The 22,605-nt window shown below is 67.4% G+C and carries 22 protein-coding genes, 1 pseudogene and 1 riboswitch; of the genes and pseudogenes, 11 read left to right on the plus strand and 12 right to left on the minus strand.

Features of this window, described 5'->3' with window-relative positions:
- Positions 1–5 precede the first annotated feature (5 nt).
- Complete coding sequence (locus VMT40_RS17905; RefSeq protein ID WP_326306680.1) at positions 6–389, minus strand: hypothetical protein; 384 nt, start codon at positions 387–389, stop codon at positions 6–8.
- Between the two features lie 473 nt (positions 390–862).
- Positions 863–1,001: riboswitch (cobalamin riboswitch) on the plus strand.
- Between the two features lie 84 nt (positions 1,002–1,085).
- Between VMT40_RS17905 and VMT40_RS17910 the strand changes: the two genes are divergently transcribed.
- The 6 genes from VMT40_RS17910 (at position 1,086) to VMT40_RS17935 (ending at position 4,622) form a co-directional block, all read left to right on the plus strand.
- Complete coding sequence (locus tag VMT40_RS17910; RefSeq protein ID WP_442790022.1) at positions 1,086–1,253, plus strand: CbtB domain-containing protein; 168 nt, start codon at positions 1,086–1,088, stop codon at positions 1,251–1,253.
- A 21-nt stretch (positions 1,254–1,274) separates the two neighbouring features.
- Entirely contained in the window at positions 1,275–2,117 is an 843-nt protein-coding gene (locus tag VMT40_RS17915; protein WP_326359448.1) for a CbtA family protein, read from the plus strand.
- A complete protein-coding gene (locus VMT40_RS17920) occupies positions 2,114–2,686 on the plus strand; it encodes a histidine phosphatase family protein (protein ID WP_326359449.1) in 573 nt (190 codons plus the stop codon). The genes VMT40_RS17915 and VMT40_RS17920 overlap by 4 nt, the downstream gene beginning before the upstream one ends.
- A 438-nt stretch (positions 2,687–3,124) precedes the next feature.
- Positions 3,125–3,994 (plus strand): helix-turn-helix domain-containing protein, encoded by an 870-nt coding sequence (locus VMT40_RS17925; protein WP_326360228.1) that lies wholly within the window; start codon positions 3,125–3,127, stop codon positions 3,992–3,994.
- A complete protein-coding gene (locus VMT40_RS17930; RefSeq protein ID WP_326359450.1) occupies positions 3,991–4,194 on the plus strand; it encodes a DUF397 domain-containing protein in 204 nt (67 codons plus the stop codon). The genes VMT40_RS17925 and VMT40_RS17930 overlap by 4 nt, the downstream gene beginning before the upstream one ends.
- A gap of 62 nt (positions 4,195–4,256) precedes the next feature.
- A complete protein-coding gene (locus tag VMT40_RS17935; protein ID WP_326359452.1) occupies positions 4,257–4,622 on the plus strand; it encodes a hypothetical protein in 366 nt (121 codons plus the stop codon).
- A gap of 76 nt (positions 4,623–4,698) precedes the next feature.
- Here the strand turns inward: VMT40_RS17935 and VMT40_RS17940 are convergent, their stop codons facing one another.
- A complete protein-coding gene (locus tag VMT40_RS17940) occupies positions 4,699–5,265 on the minus strand; it encodes a hypothetical protein (RefSeq protein ID WP_326359454.1) in 567 nt (188 codons plus the stop codon).
- A gap of 85 nt (positions 5,266–5,350) precedes the next feature.
- Between VMT40_RS17940 and VMT40_RS17945 the strand changes: the two genes are divergently transcribed.
- The 3 genes from VMT40_RS17945 (at position 5,351) to VMT40_RS17955 (ending at position 8,484) form a co-directional block, all read left to right on the plus strand.
- Positions 5,351–6,202 (plus strand): aldo/keto reductase, encoded by an 852-nt coding sequence (locus VMT40_RS17945; RefSeq protein ID WP_326359455.1) that lies wholly within the window; start codon positions 5,351–5,353, stop codon positions 6,200–6,202.
- A gap of 72 nt (positions 6,203–6,274) precedes the next feature.
- The gene (locus VMT40_RS17950) at positions 6,275–7,888 is read left to right on the plus strand and encodes an FAD-binding oxidoreductase (protein ID WP_326359457.1); all 1,614 of its coding nucleotides are present in this window, start codon (positions 6,275–6,277) and stop codon (positions 7,886–7,888) included.
- A complete protein-coding gene (locus VMT40_RS17955; RefSeq protein ID WP_326359458.1) occupies positions 7,885–8,484 on the plus strand; it encodes a TetR/AcrR family transcriptional regulator in 600 nt (199 codons plus the stop codon). The genes VMT40_RS17950 and VMT40_RS17955 overlap by 4 nt, the downstream gene beginning before the upstream one ends.
- Before the next feature lie 14 nt (positions 8,485–8,498).
- Here the strand turns inward: VMT40_RS17955 and VMT40_RS17960 are convergent, their stop codons facing one another.
- Positions 8,499–10,559, minus strand: a complete 2,061-nt coding sequence (locus VMT40_RS17960; RefSeq protein WP_326359459.1) for a CocE/NonD family hydrolase — start codon at positions 10,557–10,559, stop codon at positions 8,499–8,501.
- A gap of 161 nt (positions 10,560–10,720) precedes the next feature.
- Here VMT40_RS17960 and VMT40_RS17965 point away from each other — a divergent pair, with 161 nt between their 5' ends.
- Positions 10,721–11,851, plus strand: a complete 1,131-nt coding sequence (locus tag VMT40_RS17965; protein WP_326359461.1) for an AraC family transcriptional regulator — start codon at positions 10,721–10,723, stop codon at positions 11,849–11,851.
- Here VMT40_RS17965 and VMT40_RS17970 read toward each other — a convergent pair.
- From VMT40_RS17970 to VMT40_RS17990, 5 genes are all read right to left on the minus strand, one after another.
- The gene (locus VMT40_RS17970; protein ID WP_326359462.1) at positions 11,770–12,549 is read right to left on the minus strand and encodes an SDR family NAD(P)-dependent oxidoreductase; all 780 of its coding nucleotides are present in this window, start codon (positions 12,547–12,549) and stop codon (positions 11,770–11,772) included. The genes VMT40_RS17965 and VMT40_RS17970 overlap by 82 nt on opposite strands.
- Positions 12,546–14,324 (minus strand): N-acyl-D-amino-acid deacylase family protein, encoded by a 1,779-nt coding sequence (locus tag VMT40_RS17975; RefSeq protein WP_326359463.1) that lies wholly within the window; start codon positions 14,322–14,324, stop codon positions 12,546–12,548. The genes VMT40_RS17970 and VMT40_RS17975 overlap by 4 nt, the downstream gene beginning before the upstream one ends.
- 6 nt (positions 14,325–14,330) lie before the next feature.
- A complete protein-coding gene (locus VMT40_RS17980; protein WP_326359464.1) occupies positions 14,331–15,992 on the minus strand; it encodes a class I adenylate-forming enzyme family protein in 1,662 nt (553 codons plus the stop codon).
- 118 nt (positions 15,993–16,110) lie between these two features.
- Positions 16,111–17,259, minus strand: a complete 1,149-nt coding sequence (locus VMT40_RS17985; RefSeq protein WP_326359465.1) for a serine hydrolase domain-containing protein — start codon at positions 17,257–17,259, stop codon at positions 16,111–16,113.
- Between the two features lie 11 nt (positions 17,260–17,270).
- A complete protein-coding gene (locus VMT40_RS17990) occupies positions 17,271–18,653 on the minus strand; it encodes a flavin-containing monooxygenase (RefSeq protein ID WP_326359466.1) in 1,383 nt (460 codons plus the stop codon).
- Between the two features lie 115 nt (positions 18,654–18,768).
- Between VMT40_RS17990 and VMT40_RS17995 the strand changes: the two genes are divergently transcribed.
- A complete protein-coding gene (locus VMT40_RS17995) occupies positions 18,769–19,410 on the plus strand; it encodes a TetR/AcrR family transcriptional regulator (protein WP_326359467.1) in 642 nt (213 codons plus the stop codon).
- 131 nt (positions 19,411–19,541) lie between these two features.
- On the opposite strand, the gene VMT40_RS18000 is transcribed toward VMT40_RS17995, so the two are convergent.
- The 4 genes and pseudogenes from VMT40_RS18000 to nirD all read right to left on the minus strand — a co-directional run bounded on the left by VMT40_RS18000 (position 19,542) and on the right by nirD (position 22,580).
- On the minus strand, positions 19,542–19,757 hold the full coding sequence (locus VMT40_RS18000; protein WP_326359468.1) for a hypothetical protein: 216 nt from the start codon (positions 19,755–19,757) through the stop codon (positions 19,542–19,544).
- 143 nt (positions 19,758–19,900) lie between these two features.
- Positions 19,901–20,728 carry a sirohydrochlorin chelatase gene (locus VMT40_RS18005; RefSeq protein WP_442789998.1) on the minus strand — a complete coding sequence of 276 codons (828 nt, stop codon included), beginning with the start codon at positions 20,726–20,728 and terminating at the stop codon, positions 19,901–19,903.
- A gap of 317 nt (positions 20,729–21,045) precedes the next feature.
- Positions 21,046–22,191: pseudogene (locus VMT40_RS18010) on the minus strand (uroporphyrinogen-III synthase); the annotation flags it as partial.
- Positions 22,188–22,580: a nitrite reductase small subunit NirD gene (nirD, locus tag VMT40_RS18015; RefSeq protein WP_326359470.1), complete on the minus strand. Its 393-nt coding sequence runs from the start codon at positions 22,578–22,580 to the stop codon at positions 22,188–22,190. The gene nirD and the pseudogene VMT40_RS18010, both read right to left, overlap by 4 nt.
- Between the last annotated feature and the right edge of the window lie 25 nt (positions 22,581–22,605).

The following is a 22,605-nucleotide window of genomic DNA, read 5'->3' on the forward strand; positions in this document are numbered from 1 at the left end:
TTCGCTCAGTACCCGGCGCGCGGCTCGAATCCCGGAGCGTCCAGGGTCGGGGGCGCGGGCTTCTCGGCCTGCTGGGTCTGCGGCGCGGGCTTGGGGGCGGGCTGCGGGGCCTGCGCCGGTTCCGGCGCGACCGGTTGCGGCGCTGCGGGTTCGGTGGCGGCGGGCTGGGGCGCGGGCGCTTCGGTGGTCGGAGCCGGGGCCGCGGTCGTGGTCGGGGCGGGCGCGGAGCTCACGGCCTGCGAGGTCGCGACGGTGCTGCTGGTCCCGCCCTGGGACCCGTCCGATGCTTTGTCACTGCCGCATCCGGTAGCCCCCGCGAGCACCAATGCCCCGCCGATCACAGCCGCCGCGGCGCGCGCAGCGAAAACCCCCGGTGTAGCAGACTTCATGTGTACCTCTAATCCCAGAACTGAAGTGTCAGATGTTCACTTCAGCGGGGAGTGTATTCAACCCATCCGGCCCGCCCACCCCGATTCGGAAAACTGCCCCAAATCTCCAGGGCAGACGGGCGAATAACAGCTGGTCAGAGCCGCTTCCGGACGATAGAACAGGTTTCAACCAAAGATCGATCCGGACCCATTCCGGTCCATCGACAGCTCGGCGCGAGCCCCACGAGCCACGAGCGCGAGCGCCCTCACCGAGAGGCACGGGACCCCCGCGGACGACAGGGTGCCAGCCCCAGCTAGCGCGGCAGGGAGAAGCTCCCACAGGCAGCGGGTCCGAGCCACAGGCGAAGCGAGCGAGCCGCCGCGGGCAACAGGTCCGTGTCGCGGGGCAACAGGTCCGTGCCCCCTCGGGCGATGAGAGCGAGCTCCGGCGGGCGATGGGAGCGGAGCTGTGGGTTCCATAGTGTGGGCGGGTGTTTGACCTGTTCGTTCGGGGTCTCGTATCGTCATCTGATCGGCGATTCGTGGAATCCGGTGGAAATCCGGGACGGTCGCGCCACTGTGAGCACTCCGCGCGGGTGTGAGTCAGACCCCGGCCGCCGAGGTAAATATCGGCCGAGGGGCGCGTAACCCCCTCCCACCCTAGGAGTTCCCGTGGCGACGTCCTACGCTCCCCGTTCCGGCCTCGGTGCCGTCTCCATTTCCATCCCCACCCCGGTGTGGTTGATCGGCACCACACTCTTGGCGCTGCTGGCGATCTACTTCATCGGTATCGACCAGGGCGCGGTGTCGATCTTCGGCAACGACATGCACGTGCACGAATTCGTCCACGACGGACGGCACTTCCTCGGTTTCCCCTGCCACTAGCCAAGGGATCGAGTCACCACAATGGAAAAGCGGATCATCGGCCGAGGCGTCCTGCTGGGCGCGCTCGGTGGATTGCTGGCGTTCGTCTTCGCACGGATCATGGCCGAGCCCATCATCAACCGGGCCATCGACTACGAGTCTGGGCGCGACGACGCGCAGATGGCTTTGGACAAGGCCGCCGGAAAACCCATGGGCGACATGGGTCCGGACCTCTTCACCCGCTCCCAGCAGCAGAACTTCGGTCTGCCCTTCGGCATGATCGTGTTCGGTGCCGCGATGGGCGCGCTCTTCGCGGTCGTCTACTTCCTGGCGTTGCGCCGGGTCGGGAAGATCACCGCACGGAATCTGGCGCTGCTCGTGTCGGGCGGCATGTTCCTGACCCTGTACGCGGTGCCGTTCCTGAAGTACCCGGCCAACCCGCCCTCCATCGGGCATCCGGAGACCATCAAGGAACGCACCGGACTGTTCGTGGCCATGATCGTGATCAGCGCCGCCGTCCTGCTGGCCGCCATCTGGGTGGGGCGCAAACTGGCCGCGCGCCTGGGCAATTGGACTGCGACCATCGCCGGGGCGGCCTCGTTCACCGTAGTCATGGCGATCGTCATGCTGATCCTGCCCTCGCTGGGGCACCTGTCGGCCAATAAGGAATACGGCGACTTCGCCACCGAGACGCCACAGCCGCTGAAGGATCCCTCGGGCACCATCGTCTACCCGGGCTTCCCGGCCGACGACCTGTACCACTTCCGGTTGTACTCCTTTGCCGCCCAACTGATCCTGTGGGTCGTCATCGGTGTCGGCTTCGCCTGGCTGGCCCCGCGCTTGCTCGGCGAGCGTGCCGACCGGACCACTCCCGCGGCGGCATGAGCGCGGTCACCCGGCTCACGCTGATCACGCACGCGATCACCGACGCGGTACAGGCCGCCCGCTTCCCCGCCGACGAACCGCTCAACCCATTGGGTGAGCGGTCCGCGGCGAAGGCGGGCGGCCTGCCCGGCCTGGAACCCGGCCAGGTCCTGTGCGCACCGGAGCTCCGCACTGCGCAGACCGCGAAGGCATTGGGCCTCACCGGAACCCCGGAACCCGCACTGCGCGACCTGGATTGCGGCACGTGGTCGGGCAAGTCCATGGATGAGCTGGCCCCGGAGCAGCTGATGGGCTGGCTCACCGACCCCGCACACCGCTCCCACGGCGGCGAGTCCCTCACCGACCTCCTCACCCGCGTACGTACGTGGCTCGACACCGTGGCCGGAACCGGCGACCGCATCATCGCCATCACCCACCCCGGCGTGGTCCGCGCGGCAGTCCTTTGCACCCTGAACTCCCCCGCAGAGTCCTTCTGGCGCATAGACATCCCGCCGCTGACCGCCACCACCCTGCACCACCGCTCCCCCGCCTGGACGCTCCGCACCACGGCCCACCCCCTCGCACCTTGACCCTCACCCCCGCTCGGTCCACAGATTCCACCCCGAGGACGCGGCCCGCCGCTTCGCCAACAATTCCAAATACGGCACCAACCCCGCGAAATACCGCCGCGCCTCACACTCCTTCCCACACTCCCGATGGGAATCCAACCCCCGCTTGGCAACTTCCAAATTCTGGACCGGATAGTCTGGAACCTCATGTGAAATAGGCTGTCCCACAGTTCATCTCCATTGACTCGTCGCGAACCGAAACGAAAAGGCCGAATGCCGCTGGCCTGCCACGAGTACACTCTGGATAAGCGGATGGCGGAACCTTGAAATGCCCGAATCCGCTTGCGGGATGGGGTTATTCCATTACAGAGGCCCCCGTGGCGAAGTCCACCGCGGTGGGGTCTTCCATATTTCGGAGCGTCCGATAGTGAGGCTAACGAGATGACAAGCGGATCGACCATGGGGCGCAGGGCATTAGGCCGGGAATTGCGGCGACTGCGCGAGGCGAAGAATATGCGACAGTCCGAGGGTGGGCGCGTGATCGGGGTGTCGCCGCAAACCATCGGGCGCATGGAGGACGGGCTGCCGACGAAGGTGTCGGACTTGTACATCAACGCCCTGTGCGACGCGTACGACGCCACAACCGACGAGCGCCAGGTACTGCTCGACTTGGCGCTCGAGGTACGAACGACGCAAAAGCAGGGCGGCGGATGGTGGCGCGCCTACGCCGACGACGTCCGCGAAGGCTTCGATTACTACCTCGGCCTCGAGGAGGCCGCGCGCCAGATCTCGGTCTGGAAGATCACCATCCTCCCGGGATTGCTTCAGACCCCCGAATACCGGCGCGCCGTCGAATGGACCGAATCACCCAATCTTCCAACCGAACAGGTCGAGATGCGGGTGGCGGTCGCAATGCGCCGACAGCATCGCCTCACCGATCCCACCTTCGCCGCCGATATCGCACTGTCGGAGATGGCACTTCGCGACCAGATCGGCGGTCCCGCCGTCATGGCTGCGCAACTCCGGCGGATCGACGAAATCAGTCAACTCGCCAACATATCCGTGCGGGTGGTGCCCTTCGACGCCCCACGTCACCTCGGTTCCGTCACGGGATCCTTCACGCTGCTCGAATTCCCGAAACTTCCAGCAACGGGCCTGATCGCACCGCCCGTCGCTTTCGTCGAGGAGTACGCGGGCGATCTGTACCTGGAGCGGGAGGCCGAGGTGAAGCGTTATCGCGATGCGTTCGCAGAGATCAGCCGAGTAGCATTGGATCACAACGAATCCCGGCAGCTGATCCTGTCGATTGCGAAGGAGTACGGCGAGTGAGCATCGACCTATCCCGCGCCGAATGGTTCAAGTCCAGCCGAAGTCACTCCGGTGGGGAATGCGTGGAAGCAGCGCATCTGGGTGGCGGCTCGGTCGCTGTCCGGGACTCCAAAAACCCAGGCCCAGCACTGGTTTTCGGCCCGTCGGAGTGGGATGTCTTCCTAGCTGCGACGCAAACTGGGCGGTTTGATCGGGCGTGAACGCAAGCCCCCAATAATCCGGGGCTACTGCCACCCCCGGCGCGGTCACCATGATCGAGGTCATGCGAATTCTCATGCTCCCGATCGCCATTGGCGCGACCATGATTGCCCTCGCACCATCCGCCTACGCCGACTACCAGCTCGACAGCGTCTCCGTCTCCGCCCCCGTAGGCAACTACGGCACCGGCTGCACCTACACCCTCACCGCGACCGGCATGTACGCCTACTACACCCGCTTCTGGGACAACGGCGTCCCCCTCCCCGACGACGCAAAAGTCAACGGCTCCACCGTCACCCAATCCTGGAAACCCACCACCACCGGCCCCCACACCCTCATAGCCCACGTAAACGGCGACCCCACCGACAAAACCATCGTCACCACCGTCTCCAACGGCCTCAACCTCGGCAGCACCTGCATCGGCCTCTAACCCACCCCACGAGCATGCAATTGGGCAGGCAAAACGCGAGAAGCCCCCTGCCCAATTGCATGCTCGTCGGCTTGGGTCAGTTGGTGGGGAGGGAGTGGCCGTAGCCGCGGGTGGTGCCCTGGGTGGAGAGGGCAGCTAGGGCGGCGAGGACTCGGGGGGTGGAGATACGGGTCCAGGCGAAGTTGCCCAGGTAGGTCAGGATGATGAGCGCCATGCCGAGGTCGCCGCTGTAAATGCCCTTCAAGGCCGGGATCGCAATGCCGAGGACTATCACCACAGCGCTCGCCGCCAGCCAGATCCAGGCGACATTGCGGTCACCCTGGCGGCGGTTGCGTTCGTGGACGATCCATTGGTTCCACTGAACGATCTCGTCGGGTGAGGTGAGAGTTGGCAACTGGGAGGTGCGGACGGCGGTGTCGAAGCGGCGCATCTGGTCCCGGCCACCGAAGCGCTTGCGGATCGATGCTTGGCCGAAGCCGACCGCCGCCATGCTGATCACGCACAGCACTGCCCAGAAGGCCACCGAGAATCGGTCGATTCCCGTCAGCGCCATGTATCCCCAGCTGTATGCCGATACGAACAGGCCAGCTACGACGACGACCACCCACAGCGGCGCATAACGCAGTTCACGCACGAGTCTCACGGGAACCCCCTCCTTACCAAAGCAAGGCAAGTATGCCGACGTGAGCCCGGTGGCGCGAGTGGGGTGGGGCGTAGTGTCGGATGACATGACCTTTCGAAACGAGAGCAGCTCAGTTCCGGTGACCGTTCTCAACGATGGGACGACGATTCCGTCGTTGGGGTTCGGGGTGTTTCTGGTCGAGGAGGGGGATACGTTCGCGTCGGTGACGACCGCGCTCGAGGCGGGGTATCGGAGTATCGATACGGCGGCCATTTATGGCAATGAGGGTGAGGTGGGGCGGGCCATCAGGGAGTTCGGGGTGGCTCGGGACGACGTGTATGTGACCACCAAACTGTGGAATTCCGAGCAGGGGTACGACTCGACGCTGCGGGCGTTCGACGCGAGTATGGAGCGGCTCGGGCTCGAGCATTTGGATCTGTATCTGATCCACTGGCCGGTGGCTCAGGCCGATCGGTATGTGGATACGTTCCGGGCCTTTCAGAAGTTGAAGGCGGAGGGGCGGGTGACCTCGATCGGGGTGTCGAACTTCAATCGGGATCATCTCGAGCGGCTGATCGCCGAGACCGGGGAGACGCCGGTGATCAATCAGATCGAGTTGAGTCCCAACCTGATTCAGGCCGAGCTGCGGGCGTTCCACACCGAGCGCGGGATCGCCACCGAAGCGTGGAGCCCGCTCGGACGCGGTGCGGCGCTGAAGGATCCGACCATCGCCCGGATCGCGGGCGAGACCGGGCGCACGCCCGCGCAGGTCATCATTCGCTGGCATTTGCAGCTCGGGAATGTGGTGATCCCGAAGTCGGTGACGCCCAGCCGCATTCGCGAGAACTTCGACGTGTTCTCCTTCGAGCTCTCCGACGACCAGATGCGGGCCATCAGCGCGCTCGACAGCGGCACCCGCGTGGGGCCCGACCCGGCCACCTTCACCGCCGGACTATAACGGCCATCGACATTGACCTCAGGGTAATTTACCCTGGGGTCAATTCGGTGGATCCGGCAGTGAGGGCAGTCGATGGGGACTCGGTCGTGGTGGGGTTGGGGCAATCTCGAGGATGCCGTCACCGGTGCCGAGCGGGCCGCCCTGACGCAGCGGGTGGCGGCCCTGCTGCCCGACGCCGATCTCACCGCGCACGAGCCACCCGATCTCGACGACCTGGAGATGCCCGCGCCCCGGGTCCGGGTGCCGGAGTCGCTGCGCCACCTGGCTTCCGAGGACCGTGAGGATCGGGTCGCGCACGGGCACGGACAGGCCTTCCGGGACGTGGTGCGGAATCTCCTGGGGCGCATCGATCATGTGCCCGATCAGGTGGTGCGCCCGCGCACCGAGCAGGACATCGTGGATGTGCTCGATTGGGGTGCGAGCGCCGGTGTCGCGGTGGTGCCCTTCGGCGGCGGCACCTCGGTGGTGGGCGGGGTCGAGCCGCGATGCGCGGACGACTACGCCGGGACCATCGCCCTGGACATGGGCCGGTTCGATCGGATCCTGGAGATCGACCACACCAGCCGGGCCGCCCGCATTCAGGCCGGAATCCTCGGTCCCGCACTGGAATCCGGGCTGCGGCCGCACGATTTGACGCTGCGCCACTTCCCGCAGTCCTTCGAGTTCTCCACCCTCGGCGGCTGGCTGGCGACGCGCGCGGGCGGCCACTACGCGACCGTGTACACCCACATCGACGATATGGTCGAGTCGCTGCGCGTCGTAACACCCACGGGCACAAGCGAATCGCGACGCCTACCCGGCTCCGGGGCGGGACCGTCGCCGGACCGGATGTTCCTCGGTTCGGAGGGCATTCTCGGTGTCATCACCGAAGCCTGGATGCGGGTGCAGCATCGGCCACGCCGGCGAGCGGGCGCGTCGGTGGTGTTCGACAACTACGAGCGCGCGGTCACCGCGACGCGAACCATCGCGCAATCGGGTCTGTACCCGGCGAACTGCCGCCTGCTCGATCCGGCCGAGGCATTCCTCAATGCCGGAACCGCTTCCGCGGGAGGCGTTCTGGTGCTCGCCTTCGAATCCGCCGATCACCCGGTGGACGAATCGATGCGCCGGGCCGTGGAGATCTGCGAGGACCACGGCGGGAAGGTGCCCGACGGCGTGCGCACGTCCGACACGTCGGGGTCTGCCGGGAACTCCACCAGCGCCGCCGACCAGTGGCGCTCATCGTTTCTGCGCATGCCCTATCAGCGCGATGCGCTCGCGGCACAGTCGATGATCGTGGAGACCTTCGAAACCGCTTGCACCTGGGACCATTTCGAGACTCTGCGCGCGGCCGTCAACGACGCGGCGGCCGAAGCCTTCCGCGCCGCCGGTGTCACCGGCGTCATCACCTGCCGCTTCACTCACATCTACCCCGACGGCCCCGCACCGTATTTCGGCATCTACGCGGGCGGACAGTGGGGCCGCACCGTGGAGCAGTGGGACGAGATCAAGGCGGCGGTCTCCGAGGCGCTGATTGCCAACGGCGGCACCATCACCCACCACCACGCCGTCGGCCGCGACCACCGCCCCTGGTACGACCGCCAACGCCCGGATCCCTTTGCCCACGCCCTACGCGCCGCCAAGGCCGCCCTCGACCCCGCCGCCATTCTGAACCCGGGCGTCCTGCTCGACCCCCTCCGCCCATGACCGCCCGCGCCGGAACCAAGGGCGTCCCCCGCGAACAGCGCGAGGAACAGCTCCTCGATATCGCCACCGAGTTGTTCGGTAATCAGGGCTACGCGAACACTTCCCTACCTCAGATCGCCTCGGCCGCAGGCATTTCCAAGCCACTCCTGTACGCCTACTTCGGCTCCCGCGAGGGACTTCACCAAGCCTGCGTCCACCGCGCCGGTCGCACCTTGGTCGACGCGGTGGCCGCCGCCCAAGCGACCCCGGGTGCCCAAAATCGAGCCCTGGCAACCCTGTCCGCCATTTTCACCGCTCTCGACGGCCGCACCCAGAACTGGAAGATCATCTACGACCCCACCCTCCCCCGCCCCAGCGCGGTACACACGGTGGCCCGCGAATACCAGGACGCCCTCAATGACATGGGATCCGAGGGTGTCGCGGAGATCCTCGCCCAGGCGGGAATCTCCGCGACCCTCGATCATTCGCTGCTGCTCACCCTGTGGTTCAGCATCGTCTCCACCACGGTGTCCTGGTGGGGCGAGCACCCCGACCAGTCGCCGCGGGACATGACCGACCGCTGCCTGCGACTGTTCACCGCGTTCAACGGTCCATAGTTGTTCAACGGCCCCTAGTCGGGGATCGAGCCGATCACGGGCACATTGGCCCAGCTGGGCGCATCCGGGTCGAGGCGCAGGTGCTGGGGTTTCAGGCCGGAGTCGGCCAGGATGATCATCGGCGGGAGGCCCTTCGGGAAGTTGCTGGCGTACACGTCGATTCGCAGACGATGGCCGGGTTGCAGGACGGCGTCGATCGGAGTCACCGCGACATCGAGGGTGACCGGGACGCCCGGGATCGTCTGCTCGCGCTTGGCCAGATCGAGGAAATAGTGCGGTTCGGTGTAGTCGCCGTTGGGCGACTTCTTGCTGGCGTCCTCGTCGATCTGCCGCACCGACGCGACCAGCTGGCCGGTGGCGATCTCCTGGGAATCGCCATTGGGCGCGACATCGTTCACCGTGGTCACCCAGTAGCCGTCGGCGGCGTCCTCGACCACATTGAGGTGCACATTGATCGGGCCCGAGATCGTGGTCGGCGTGGCGACCGGGCCGCTGGTGAACGTCAGGCCCTCGGTCTCCCAGATTCGCGAATCACCCGTGCACGCTTGAATGATCGACGTCGCGCCCGCGGTAATGCGGGCCGCGTCGCGGCTGCACAGGCTCGCCAGGCCGGGTGCGACGGTGAGGTCGTTGACCGCCGCCTGACGCGAGTTCTCCGACAGGCCACCGTCGTATCGGGAGCCGGGGCTGGTGCCGGAGGGGATGTCATCGAAGTAGAGCCGCCGGTAGACCGCTTCGGAGCGCGGGAATTCGGGTGCGTCGGTCCAGCCGCCGCCCTGCTGTTTGACGACCAGCGGGGTGTATCGGTCGATGCCGTTGTCGATGCCGCGCAGCCAGTGGTCGAACCAGGCCCGCTGCAATACGTCCAAGCGCGGCGGCATGCCCGGATGACCGAAACCGGCCACGCCCGAACCGAGGTGGTAGCCGTCGCCCATGATCAGCTTCTTCTGATCCTCCGGCAGCGGAATGGCATTGAAGGTGTCCGTGGGTGTGGTCCCGAAAATGTCGAACCACGCGCCGACCATGAAGGTTGGCACCCGAATGTGGGTGACGTCGGCCTTTAGACCCTTGCGCAAGGGTGAGTTCGGATCGACGAGTTGCTTTGTGCGCGCGGTCAATTGGTCCACACTGGTGGCGGTGTAGCCGTTGACCACCATGTCGACCAGTGTCAGCGGGTCCGCGATTCGATCCTTCAACCACTGCAATTGCTGTGCGGGATCGAACTTCCCGACAAGGATCGAGGTGATGTCCGGAATCATCTTGAGCGCGTTGACACCGAGCAGCCACGGCACCAGAAAGCCCGCGCCGATCCCGCCGCCGGTGCCCGCGATATCGCCGAAGATATCGCCACTGCCCTCATAGGCGAACACGGACTTCAATCCCGGCGGCATCCGATCGGTGGCCTCGAGCGCGCTGATCGCGGTGAACGAGATGCCCATCGTGCCGACATTGCCGTCGCTCCACGGCTGTTGGGTGATCCAGTCGATCACCTCGGCGATGTCCTGCTTCTCGCGATCACCGAAGGTCTGCCAGACCCCGCCCGAGGTGCCCGTGCCGCGAATATCGACCTGCACCAGGGTGTATCCGGCGTTCGCCAGCTTCCAATCCTGCAGCGCCGCCTCGATGGCACCCGCATCGGCCTGACGCGTGATGTCGAAGATCCCGTCCAGCGCGACACCCGGCAGATTCAGCGAGCCGACCCAATTCTCCAGCGGCTGTTTGATTCCCAGCCCGTCCGCCGCGCTCAATACCGCCTGGCCGACCAGCATGGGCAGCTTGCCGTAACCCTGCATTTGCAGCACGACCGGCCGCCGCCCGTCGGCCATGCGGCCGTTCTGCGCCGGGTGGATGATGTCGGCCTTCAGCACCGTGCCGTCGTCCATGGTGATCGGCACCGCGAGATCCGGCGCGACGCCGTTGTACGGCTGCGGCCCATCGACCGCCGCGGTCCAACCGGCCGCGTACCCATCCCCGTCGATGCCGGTGAAAGCCGCGTCGGACAGAGCCGTCGGCGCCAAGAACGGAGTGCAGGCGAGAGCCACCGAGACGGCCACCAACCCCTTCAGAAATCCCATGGGCCGAATTGTTGCTACCGACGAGTAATAACCGCTCGCCCCTGGGCGACATCGTTTTACCCGAGGGCGACAACGACCGCGATCCCTTGCGTCCCAGACAATTGGCGGATTAGGTTACGAATCCGACTGGATTTGGCAATCGGTGGGGAGGTGACCGGCCGATGACGATCATGGCGCGCGCCGCGAATCTGCGCGGCTATCGCGAACTGGTCGACGAGCTGGGTGGGGACGGGGAGGGCATGCTGCGCCGCTTCGGCCTCTCCCCCGAGGCCGTGGCCAGCGACGATGCCCTCGTACCGGCGGAATCCCTGGGCTGGGCGCTGGAAGTGGCGGCGGCCGAACTGGATTGCCCCGATCTCGGTCTGCGGTTGGCGAGGCGTCAGGGCATCGAGGTGCTCGGCCTGCTGGCGGTCGCCATCACCAATGCCGCGACCGTCGGGGACGGCATTGCCTGCGCCGCGCGATTCCTGTCGGTGCAGCACGCCGGAGCAGCGGTCGCCCTGGTGCCCGATCCCTGCGGACACGCCGGGATCCTGGGGCTGAACTATCGCGATATCGCCGAGGTCTCCGCGTTCAGCCAGGGCCTCGACCATGCCGCGGGCCTCATTCACCGGCACCTGCTGCACGCGGCGGGCGAGTATGGGCTGCGCACCGTCCATCTGCCGCACCCGGCGCGCGCACCGAGTTCCCGCTACACCGAATTCTTCGGTGCCGACGTGTGTTTCGACATGCCCACCACGGTGTTTCGCTTCCCGGCCGACCTGCTCGACCGCGCCGTGCTCGGCCACAATCCCATGTTGCACACGCTCGCGATGGACTATCTGGAACGCAATTTCCCGGAACCGGACCGCGGCATGAGCGCCCGGGTGCGCCTGGCCATCGATCGCGCGCTGCTGGAATCCAGGGCCGATATCGAGACCGTGGCCCGCATGCTCACCATGCACGAACGCACCCTGCAGCGCGCCTTGGCCGCGGAGGGAACCACATTCACCGCCCTCCTCGACGCCGCCCGCCGCGACACCACCTACCGGCTGCTGTGCGAGACGGACCTGCCGATGAGCCGCATCACGACGCTCATCGGCCTGCGCGAACAGTCCGCGCTGACGCGGGTGGTGCGGCGCTGGTACGGCACGACGCCACAACGGGTCCGCACCGCCGCGCGAGCCCAGCACGGAAACCCGCCGACCATGGCGGTGCTGGCGAAGAACTCTCAGCCCGCGAGCTTCGCCAAGTTGGGGAAGTTGGACAGTTCCCAGCCGCCGTCGACCACCATGTCGATGCCGGTGATGTAGGAGGCGTCGTCGGAGGCTAGGAAGAGGCTGGGGGCGGCGATCTGTTCTGGGGTGGCGGCCGCGCCCATCGGAATGCGGTCCAGGAACATTTGTTTCGCGGGGTCGTAGCCCATGATCGCGGCGACCAGCGGGGTGTCGACCAAGCCGGGGAGGATGGCGTTCACGCGGATGCGGTGCTGGGCCAGTTCCAGGGCGGCGTTCTTGGTGAACATGACCACGCCCGCCTTGCCGGTGGAGTACGGGCTGCCGCCGGGCATGGGGACGCGGGCGTCCAGCGACGAGATATTGACGATCGCGCCGCCGCCGGTCGATTTCATCAGGCGTGCTTCATGTTTGGTGCACAGGAACACGCTCTTCTGGATCAGGTCGATGGTGAAATCCCAGTCGGCCTCCAGCAGGTCGGTGACCGCGCCGATGCGCGAGGCCCCGGCCGCGTTGAAGGCGGCGTCCAGGCGGCCGAAACGCGTTGCGGCCGTGCCGACTCCGGCCTCCACCTGGGCCTCGTCGGTGACGTCGGTGACCACCGGGACGAAGGCCTCGCCGAGATCGGCGGCCTTCTTCTGGAGTCCGGCCTCGTCGATATCGAGGCCGACCACCTTCGCGCCCTCGGCGATCAGCGCCGCCGCAATGGCCGCGCCAATGCCGGAGGCAGCACCGGTGACGACCGCCACGCGGCCGTCGAATCGATTGGCGCTCATCGGATTCCCTTCAATTCGGTGACGTGGCTGTGGTGGCGACCGGCGCGCAGGAACTCGCCCGTCCGCTCCTTGCCCAGGATGGCCGCCTTCTCCCCGAGACCGAAGACGTATTCGCCATTGACCAGGACAGCGGTGACGGTGTCGTCATTGCGGTTGACCATGCGGGACAGATTGTCGAACTCGGGAATCGGGTTCTCCGCGTACGCCTCCAGGCTGTCGTCGAGCCGGGCCGGATCGATGATCAGCACGTCGGCCCGGTCGCCCTCCCGCAGGTGACCGGCGTCCAGGTCGTACCAGTCGGCCAGCTCTCCGGTGACGCGATGCACGGCGTGCTCGACCGTCATGAACGGCCGCCCATCCTGCTGCGCCCGATACACGCGCTCGAGGAACCGCAGCCCGAAGTTGTAGAACGCCATGTTCCGCAGGTGCGCGCCCGCATCCGAGAAGCCCAGCTGCACACTGGGATCCGCGGCCAGCATGTTCAGCACCTCCGGGCGATGGTTGGAGATGGTGGTCCGCCACCGCACCGCGGACCCGTGCTCGACCAGCAGGTCCAGGAACGCGTCCACCGGGTGAATGCCGCCGCGATCCAGCCCCACCTGTCCGAAGGTCTTGCCGATCACGCTCGGGTCGGGGCATTCGGTGATCTCGGCGTCGAAGAAGTCGCGGTGCCAGACCCGGGTGCCCCACTTCTTGTCGTAGTCCTTGCGGAACCAGCGCCGATACTCCGGATCGGCGAACAGCTCACGCCGCTCCTCGAGCTGATTGGACAGGTGCAAAGCCGCTGCACCCGAACCGAATTCCTCGAAAACCGGCAGGTCGATGCCGTCGGAGTACACCTCGAACGGCACCGGCAGATGCTGCCAGCGGAAATCGCCGCCGAGCCCATTGAGGATCTTGCCGATGATCGGGAAGATCTTCACCACCACGGGATTCGCCTTGATGTCGGCCGCCGAGAGCAGGCTCACCTTCAGATTCGGCCGCAGAATGCCCAGACTGCTGACCGCCATGGCCACCAGGCTCTGCGGCCGCGTCACATCCGGTCCACCCTGCAATGCCCGTTTGCGGTCGCGCAGCACGCGATTCAGCCGACGTCGTTCCTTTGTGGTCGCGTACGTCGAGGGCAGGGTGCGCGAGCGGCATACCTCGCCGTCCAGCTTGTCGAACAGCAGCTGCTGCGAGGACATGCCGACGAAACCCGCGTCCAGGGCCTCGCGCAGCTTGTGCTCCATGGCCCTGAGCTCCGCCTCGGTCGGCGCGACCTCGGGATCGGTGGCGCGCTGCAAACCCATCTGCGCCGTGCGGATATCCGAATGGCCGATGAAGGCGGCGATATTCGGGCCCAGCGGCAGCGATTCGAGGGCCTGCACATAGCTGTGCGCGCTGTTCCAGGTCTTCAACTCGTCCATCGCGGAGACCACGTGCTTGCGCGGAATCGCCTCCACCCGTCCGAAGAGGTCACCCGCGTCCGAGCCGTCCACGTGCACGGTGGACAGCGAGCAGGACCCCAGCAGCAGCGTGGTCACGCCGTGCCGCAAGGACTCCGACAGCGACGGGTCGAGCAGCACCTCCACGTCGTAGTGGGTGTGAATGTCGATCATGCCGGGCATCACCCACTGCCCGGTCGCGTCGATCACTCGCGCGCAACCGGTTTCGTCCAGCGGTGTGGCCGAGACGCTCGCCACCCGCCCGTCGCGAATGCCGAGATGCCGGATGGCCGAGGGCGCGCCCGTCCCGTCGAACCAGCGGCCGTTCTTGATAATGGTGTCGTACACAGGAATTCACTCCCCCAGTGAAATAGCGCGGCGCAGCACCTTGCCGGTGGCATTGCGCGGCAGGGGTTCCGCGGTGACCAGCCAGCGGGCGGGCACCTTGAAGTAGGCCAGCTGTCCGGCCACGTGATCGCGCAGCTCGTCCTCGGTCACCGAATCCGGTTGGTCGACAACGACAATGGCGGCCACCTCCTGACCGAGATCCTCGTGCGGGACGCCGATCACGGCCGACTCCCGCACCGCCGGATGCTCGTCCAGGACGTTCTCGATCTCCTGCGGGTAGACGTTCTCGCCGCCGCGCAGAATCAGATCCGAGCGGCGGCCGGAGATGTAGAGCTTGCCCTCGCGCAGGGTGCCGAAATCGCCGGTGCGCAGCCACCGGTTCTCGTCGATGGCCGCCTTGGTGGCGGCCTCGTCGTTCCAGTAGCCGAGCATGACGTAGGGGCTGCGCACGCAGACCTCGCCCTCCTCGCCGTCGGGCACGACCTTGCCGTCGGGATCGCGGATCTCCAGCGAGACGCCGACGACGGCGCGGCCCACGGTCTCGTGGTCGGCGGCCAGCTCCGGCGGGGTGGCGACGGTCGCGGCGGTGCCGGACTCGGTGCAGCCGTAACTGGTCGTCAGACCCTGCAGGGCGACCGGGAAGCGCTCACGCAGGCGCTGCACCAGTGCCGGGGACGCGGGGGCCGAGTTCAGCGAGAATGCCGTCAGCGAGGACAGGTCGAACCGCGAAATGTCCACGCCCAGAATGCGACTCGCCAGCGTCGGCACGGCCGCCCAGTTGGTGACCCGCTCGGTCTCGACCAACCGCAGCAGCGATTCGGCGTCGAACGCGCCCGAGGACGGGAACACCACCGCGTCACCGGTGGTGAGCCGCGGGATCGACAGATTGTGCAGGCTCGCGATGTGGAACAACGGCATGGTGGCCAGGTACCGGCGGCCCGCCGGGGAACCGTCCCACGCCTGACCCCGGAAACCGGCGGAGAGCGCGTCCATGAAGCGGTGATAGTCGGCGATGGCCACCATGCTCCGCTGGGTGTGCACGACGCCCTTGGGGCGGCCGGTGGTGCCGCTGGTGTAGAGGATGATCGCCGGATCGTCCTCGGTCAGCTCGGCGGACGGGTGGCCGCCCGCGAACTCCGCGATCAGCGCGGGCAGGTCGTCCGCCATGGTGAGCACCGGGATGTCGGTGCCGGTCTCGGCGGCCAGCGCGGCGCGCTTGGCGTCTGCGACAACGACTTTCGGCGCGGTGTGCTCGAGCCCGTAGGCGATCTCGCGCGGGGCCCACCAGGCGTTGTAGCCGACCGGGATCGCGCCCAGCCGCTGCGCCGCCCAGAAGGTGAGCACCCATTCCGGATTGTTGGCGGCCAGGATGCCGACCCGGTCGCCCTTGCCGACGCCGTATTTCTGGGCGAGGGCCGCGGCCAACGCGCCCGCGGCGGCGTAGTGCTCGGCGAAGGTGTAGCGAGTGCGCTCGGACACCAGGTAGTCGCGATCACCCAGCTCGCGGGAGGCTTCGAGGAGTTCCAGCAGATTCGCGTGGCGGTTCTTGAACACCGGCAGCGGTGCGCCCAGCACGTGCTCGACCGTTATCTCGAACGGCCCGCCCGGGCCGGTCAGCGTCCCGGCGACCTGCGCGGCGAGCGCCTGGAGATCAATGGCATTGGTCATGAGTCGAGTCCTCGGGTGTCGATGCGCGTGCCTTCGCAGCTTGCCGCAGGGGCACGGTGGCGCGGGCGCGAACCGCAAACGTTTGGTGCTGCCGTACCACTTTCTGGGATGTGCGAGGTCATGCGCGCCCCCGGACCGCGTCGAAGGTGGCCTTCAGGTAGGCGTCGGCGCGCGGGGAGCCGATCAGGCCCGGCTCCATGCGGTTCATGGCGTAGGCGAAGGTGACCCGGTGGTCCAGGTCGTTGACGACCATCGAACCGCCGATACCGGCCCACCAGCACACCCTGCCGTCCGGCACGTGCGGGGCGGTCTGGGCCTGCGGTAGGCCGTAGCCGATGCCGAAGCGCAGCGGCACCATGAGGGCCAGGTCCACGCTGTCGGACTGCTGCTCGAAGATGAGCTCGATGGTCTTGTCCGACAGGAACTTCCGGCCGTCGAGCTCGCCGCCGGTGCTGATCAAGGACTGGAGGCGGGCGATCGATCGGGCATTGCCGTGCCCGCCCATGCCGCCCAATTCCGCCTGCCGCCAGGCGGGGGTGCCGCATTCGGCGAAGTCCAGCAGCGGCTGGAACAGGGTCTTGAACATGATGCTGTCGCGCGGCAGCAGGGACTGGTCGAACTCGGGCAGCTCGGGCGGCACGAGATCGGCGATGCGAGCGAAATCCGCAGGGGCGGTACCGATGTGGAAGTCCGCGCCGAGGGGCCGGGCCAGTTCCTCGGTGAAGAAGCTGCCCAGTGAGCGGCCGGTGATCCGGCGGATCACACCGCCGATCAGGTGGCCGTAGTTCAGCGCGTGATAGGCCGACGCGGTGCCCGGCTCCCACCACGGAGCCTGTGTCGCCAGGCGGTTCTCGGCGGCCTCGGTGTCGTAGATGTCCGAGAGCACGATCGGGGCCTCCCAGCTGGAGACGCCCGAGGTGTGCGAAAGCACGTGCCGCACTTCGATATCCGCCTTGCCGTTGGCGGCGAACTCGGGCCAGTAGTGGGACACCTTCTGATGGACGTCCAGCTCACCGCGATCGACCAGCAGCAGGGCGCTCAGGGCGACCATGGTCTTGGTGATGGAGAAGGTGTTCACCAGGGTGTCTTCGGTCCAGGGCCGGGTCCGCTCGGGATCGGCGTGGCCGCCCCAGAGATCGACCACCGGCTCGCCGTCCACGGTCACGCAGACCGACGCTCCCAACTCCGTACCCGACTCCACCTGCTCGGTGAAAGCCGCACGGACGGAAGCGAATTCGTCAGAGCAGAAACCAGCGACGTTGCTCATCTGCTCTCCCCTCAGACCTTGGCCGCCGCGCGCGGCCGCACCGGCAGTGCGAACCCGTGCGCCTCGGCGCGCTTCGCGCCCCGGGCCAGCTCCTTGTGGAGATCGCGCACGTACGGCTCGAATTCGATCTGAATGGTGTGCCGCGGCGAGTCGTAGTAGCGGCCGCTGCGCCGCTGTTCCGCCTCCCGGATGGTCTCGACCATCTCGGTTTCCGACGGCAGCCGGTAGTTGCCGGTCAGGTACGCGGCCACCAGCTTCGACTGCTGCTCGGCGAAATTCACCAGCGTCGGCAGCGGCTGGGCCAAACCCAGGAAGAACAGATTGTCCACGCCCGGCTTCACCATCTGCCGATACAGCGGGAACCGGTTGCGCTCGTCGGGCAGCAGCTCCGGGTCGGAGAAGAACGGGAAGGAGATGTGATAGCCGGTGGCGCACAACACCACATCCACGGCCTCGATGCTGCCGTCGGCGAAATGCACCTTGTCACCGTCGAGTTTGGTGATGGCGGGCTTGAAGGTGATGTCACCGCAGCCCGCCCGGTGCAGGAACTCCTCACTGGCCGAGGGATGCGCCTCGAAGGGCAGGTGGTCGGGCTTGGGCAGGCCGTAATCCTCCATGTGGCCACGGTTTTTCACCACGAACCGCTGCTTGAGCTTGAGCCCCAGCTTGGGCGGAATCCACGCGGGCATGGACCGCTTGTCACCGACCTGGCCGTTGACGTACTTCGGCAGCACCCACACGCCGCGGCGGGCGGAGAGGAAGAACTTGGAGGCGATGAAGCGCTGCGACAGTTCGGTCGCGATGTCCAGGCCCGAATTGCCCATGCCCACAACGACAATGCGCTTGCCCCGCATATCGATCGGGTCGAACGGGTCGTTGTAGGCGTGCGAATGCATGAGCACGCCATTGAACTCGCCCGGGTAGTCGGGCATGCGGGGATCCCAGTGGTGGCCGTTGCACACCAGCAGGGCGTCGTAGGTCTGCGTGGTGCCCTGGTCGGTACTGATCACCCACAGGCCATCGGCGTCGCGCTCGGCCGAGATCACCTTGTGGTTCAACAGGATTCGATCGCGCAGGCCGAAGTGGTCGACGTAATCCTTGAAGTACTGGTGCAGCTGCGTGTGGTGCGGGAAGTCCGGCCACTCCTCGGGCGCGGGAAAGTCCTCGAACTGGAGCCGGAACTTCGAGGTGTCGATGTGCAGGCTCTGATAGCAGGCCGACATACCGTTCGGGTTCCGGTAGTACCAGTTGCCGCCCACCTCGTCGGAGGCCTCGAAGCAGTCGAAGGGAATGCCATACTCGGCGAGCCGTTTCGCGGCGGTGATGCCGGACGGGCCCGCACCAATGATGGCGACCCGGGGCAATTCACGATTCTGGGCAGATAGCGCAGCCAATTCACTCTCCTGGTTCGGCGACGGGTCGAGTGCCCTGCCGGACGTGACGTGCCACACACGCTAACACTCACTAGACAGAGTGTCTAGTGAGTCGACTTGCGTCTATTATTCAGGCGTGACCCGATCCGACGTAGACCAACCCGAAGCGACCCGCCGCACCTCACTGCGCGACGAACAGAAGCGGCAGACCCGCAATCGGCTCATCGAGGCCGCCACCACCCTGTTCACCACCCAGGGCTACGCGCCGGTCCGCGTCGACGACATCGCCGCGGCGGTCGGCTGCAGCCGCGCCACGTTCTATCTGCACTTCACCGGGAAGCCGGATGTCTTGCGCGCCATAGCCGAACAGGGCACGCTGCCCAGCGTCCAGCACTTCTACGAGGACCTCGACCACGTGCTCGACACCGGCTCGCGCGAGGAGTTCGCCGCCTGGATGCGGCGGGCGATCGACTGGTTCCAGGAGCACAAGGACCTGCTCCCCGCGTGGGACGAGGCCACCACCCTCGAACCCGAATTCCGCGAGGTGGCACGGGAAGGCATCATGGCGCTGCCCAATGTCATGAGCTCGTACCTGTCGCGTTGGCCCGCGGATCGGCAGGAGGAAGCGCGACTGCGGATAGAGCTGCTGGTGGCGCAGCTGGAACGGTTCTTCACGCGGTGGGCCATGCAGGGCACCATCGACGTCTCCGCCGAGGAGGCCGCGAATGTGCTGACCGACATCTGGTTTCCGGCGCTGCAGACCCCGAAGAGCAAATAGCTACTGGATGGCTATTGCCGCGTGGCGGGCGGATACGACTCGGGCCGACGCGAATTCGCGTCGGCCCGAAATCTGAAATTGAATTGTTTAATTCAGGCGCGCGTAGCGGCCTCGAGAGGGCGGTGCCGTGCTCAGGAGTGCGAGGCGGCCGAACCCGTGTAGCCGAAGCCCGCACCCGTGTCGGTCGGCTGGGTGTTGTTCACCAGCGCCTGGCACTGCTCGACCGTCTGACCCGACTGGATGCAGGCCTGCCAGGGGTCGAGCATGGTCGGGAAGTCGGCGGCCGCGGTGGCCATGGGGCCCGCGACACCACCGGCGATCAGTGCGGCGACGACAAACTTCTTCACGTGGAATCCTCCGAGTCTTGACCGAATCGCGGTAAAGGTTGCCACGCGAATACGAAAATTGCCAAGCGGCACGGGAATTCGGCGATTCCGGTCAAGGGGCGCAATCCGCGATTACGCCCCGCGATCCCCTATCGATCCCCTAATCAGGCGACGCGAACGGTGCTCAGACTCTCGATGGCGGTGTAATAGCGATCGATCAGCAATCGCACCACGGACGGGTGCACGCCGATCGGCTCGGCCACCCCGTCCGCACCGGCCTCGTGCAGGCGCTGATGGAACAGGCCGTGCGCGAGCAGGTACGAGGCGATGAAGACCCGGCGCGCGCCCGAGGCGCGCACCGCCGCGACGACCTCCGGCACCCTGGGCTCGCCGGTCGCGATATAGGCCAGATGGGCGGGGGTGCCGATGCGGTCGGAGAGCAGGTTCGCGGCACGCTGAACATCCTGGCGCGCACGCGAATCCGAGGAGCCCGCGGCGGCGAACACCACCGCGTCACCCGGCCGCCAGCCCGCGGCGCGCAACCGCAGCGCCATGACCTCGGCCAGCGCCGGGTCCGGACCCATGGCCTGGGTGACCGCGACCGCATCGTGCGCACTCGCGGCCACCTCTCGCGGCACGTCCTGATACACGTGGTATCCCGACGCCAGGAACGCCGGAACCACCACGGCGGGAACCGAATCCAGATCCCGCAACACCTCGGCCGGGGACGGCCCCAGCACATCCACGAACGCGGTCCGCACCCGCGGCGCGGCCACCACGGCCGTGCCGCTGTCCACCGCGACCGCCAACTCACGCAACGATGCCGATGCGGCCCCGAAATCGGCACCGGCACCTGTCTGTCCCCCGGCGGCGCACGCGAACGCCGCCGCGTTCAACTCCCGCCGCACGGCCCCCGCCAGTTCAGCGATCATCTCCACACCCCGCGCACTCCTGGTGCCATGCGCCACCAGAACCAGAGCGGCCGCGCTCACCACGCACCCCGCGCCGGACGGACCGCGCTGAGCGGAGCACCGGTGGGCCGCAGCGGATTCGCCGGAGTGACCGGGACCGGACGAGCCGCGCCCGGCATCGGCGGAACCGGGCGCGCGCTCATCGGCTGAGCCGGAAGCCCCGAGGGGCGAGGCGCGCCATTGGGCGGGGTGGCCGGGCGGCGGGCCGCGCTGGGCGGGACCTCGGGTTGCGGGCGGCTCGGGGCGACGCGGGGGGCCGGGACCTCACGGCGCACGCCCAGGCCCTGGGAGTGGGGCGGAAAGCCTTGGCGCGCAAAGGGGGCCGGTTCCGGGTGGGGGTTGTCGATGCATTCGGCGGGGTCCAGGGCCAGGCGGTAGCCGCGTTTGACGACGGTCTGGATGGCCTTGGGGGTGCCCAGGCCCGCGCGCAGGCGGGCGATGGCGGTTTCGACGGCGTGGGTGTCGTCGCCACCGCCGGGGAGGGCCGCCAGGAGGTCCTCGCGGGAGACGACGCGGCCGGGCTGGCGGGCCAGCGAGCGCATCAAAGCCATGGGAGCGGGGGCCAATTGGCGGACCTGGCCGTCGACGACGACGCAACCGCCGCGGACGCTGAGCACGTGACCGGCCGCCTGAATCCGATTGGCGCGCCGCGGCAGTTCCTCGGCGACGTGGCGGGCCAGCGCGCCCAGGCGGGCGCGGCCGGGCATGGACGTGGTGACGCCGAGCTCCTCGAGCGGGGCCGCGGTGATCGGGCCGACGCAGGCGGGCAGCACACGGGTGCGGAAGGCGTGCAGCACCGCCTCGAGCAGCCCGGTTTCCTTGGCGCGCATGAGAAGTGAGGCCACGGCCGGTGCGCTGGTGAAGGTCACGCAGTCCAGTCCGGCGGTGACGATGCCCTCGATGAGGCGATCCATGGGGGTGCGGTCGTCCGGCGGAATCCACCGGTAGACCGGGACCGGGACCACGTCGGCCCCGGCCATGCGCAGCACCTCGCAGAAGTCCGGCACCGGCTCCCACTCGGTGGTCGCGCCGTGCAGCTGCACCGCGATACGCACGCCCTCGACCCCTTGGGCCAGCAGATGATCCAGCACCTCGGCACTGGATTCCGAAGCGGGAGACCACTCTTCACGCAGCTCCGCCGCGCGGATCGCGCCCTTGGCCTTGGGCCCGCGGGCCAGCAGGCGGACCGAGGCCAGCGTGGAGCGCAGCTGCTCGGCCAAGCCCCAGCCCTCCGCGGCCTCCATCCAGCCGCGGAAGCCGATTCCGGTGGTGGCCACCGTGATCTGCGGCGGGTCGGCGACCAGCTGGCGCGTCACGCGCTCCAGCTCGGTGTCGTCGGCCAGCGGAATGATGCGAATGGCCGGGGCGGAAACCACATTCGCGCCCCGGCGGGCGAGCAGGGTGCCGAGCTCATCGGCGCGGCGGGCGGCGGTGATGCCGACCGTGAATCCAGCGAGCGGCGTACCGCCGTCGACCTCGGTCATGCGGTACCACCGACGAACTGCACGGGATCGTTGGACACCGAGACCACACCGTCCACGACGCGGACCGCGTAGACCGGCAGCGAGATCGAGTCGTCGTCGAGGCAGTGGCCGTCGATGAGCGAGAACGCCTGCTTGAGCAGCGGCGACGCCACCACCGGCACGCCACCGCGGTCACCCACGATGCCGCGCGACATGACCGCCGCCCGGCCGAACGGATCGATATTGCCGACGGCGAAGAGGGTCGCGCCCTCGGTGAGGAACAGGGCCGCCTGGCGGCCGCCCTTCAACAGCACCGCCACGCCGCGGCCGGGAATCAGATAGTCCAGTCGGCAGGCTTGCGTCCAACCAGTGGTGGTGACTGCGGTGCCGGGTGTGTCGATCACGGTCATCGGTAACTCTCCTCCGAACGCCTTA

Source organism: Nocardia sp. CDC160 (genome assembly GCF_035818795.1).
Classification (GTDB): domain Bacteria; phylum Actinomycetota; class Actinomycetes; order Mycobacteriales; family Mycobacteriaceae; genus Nocardia.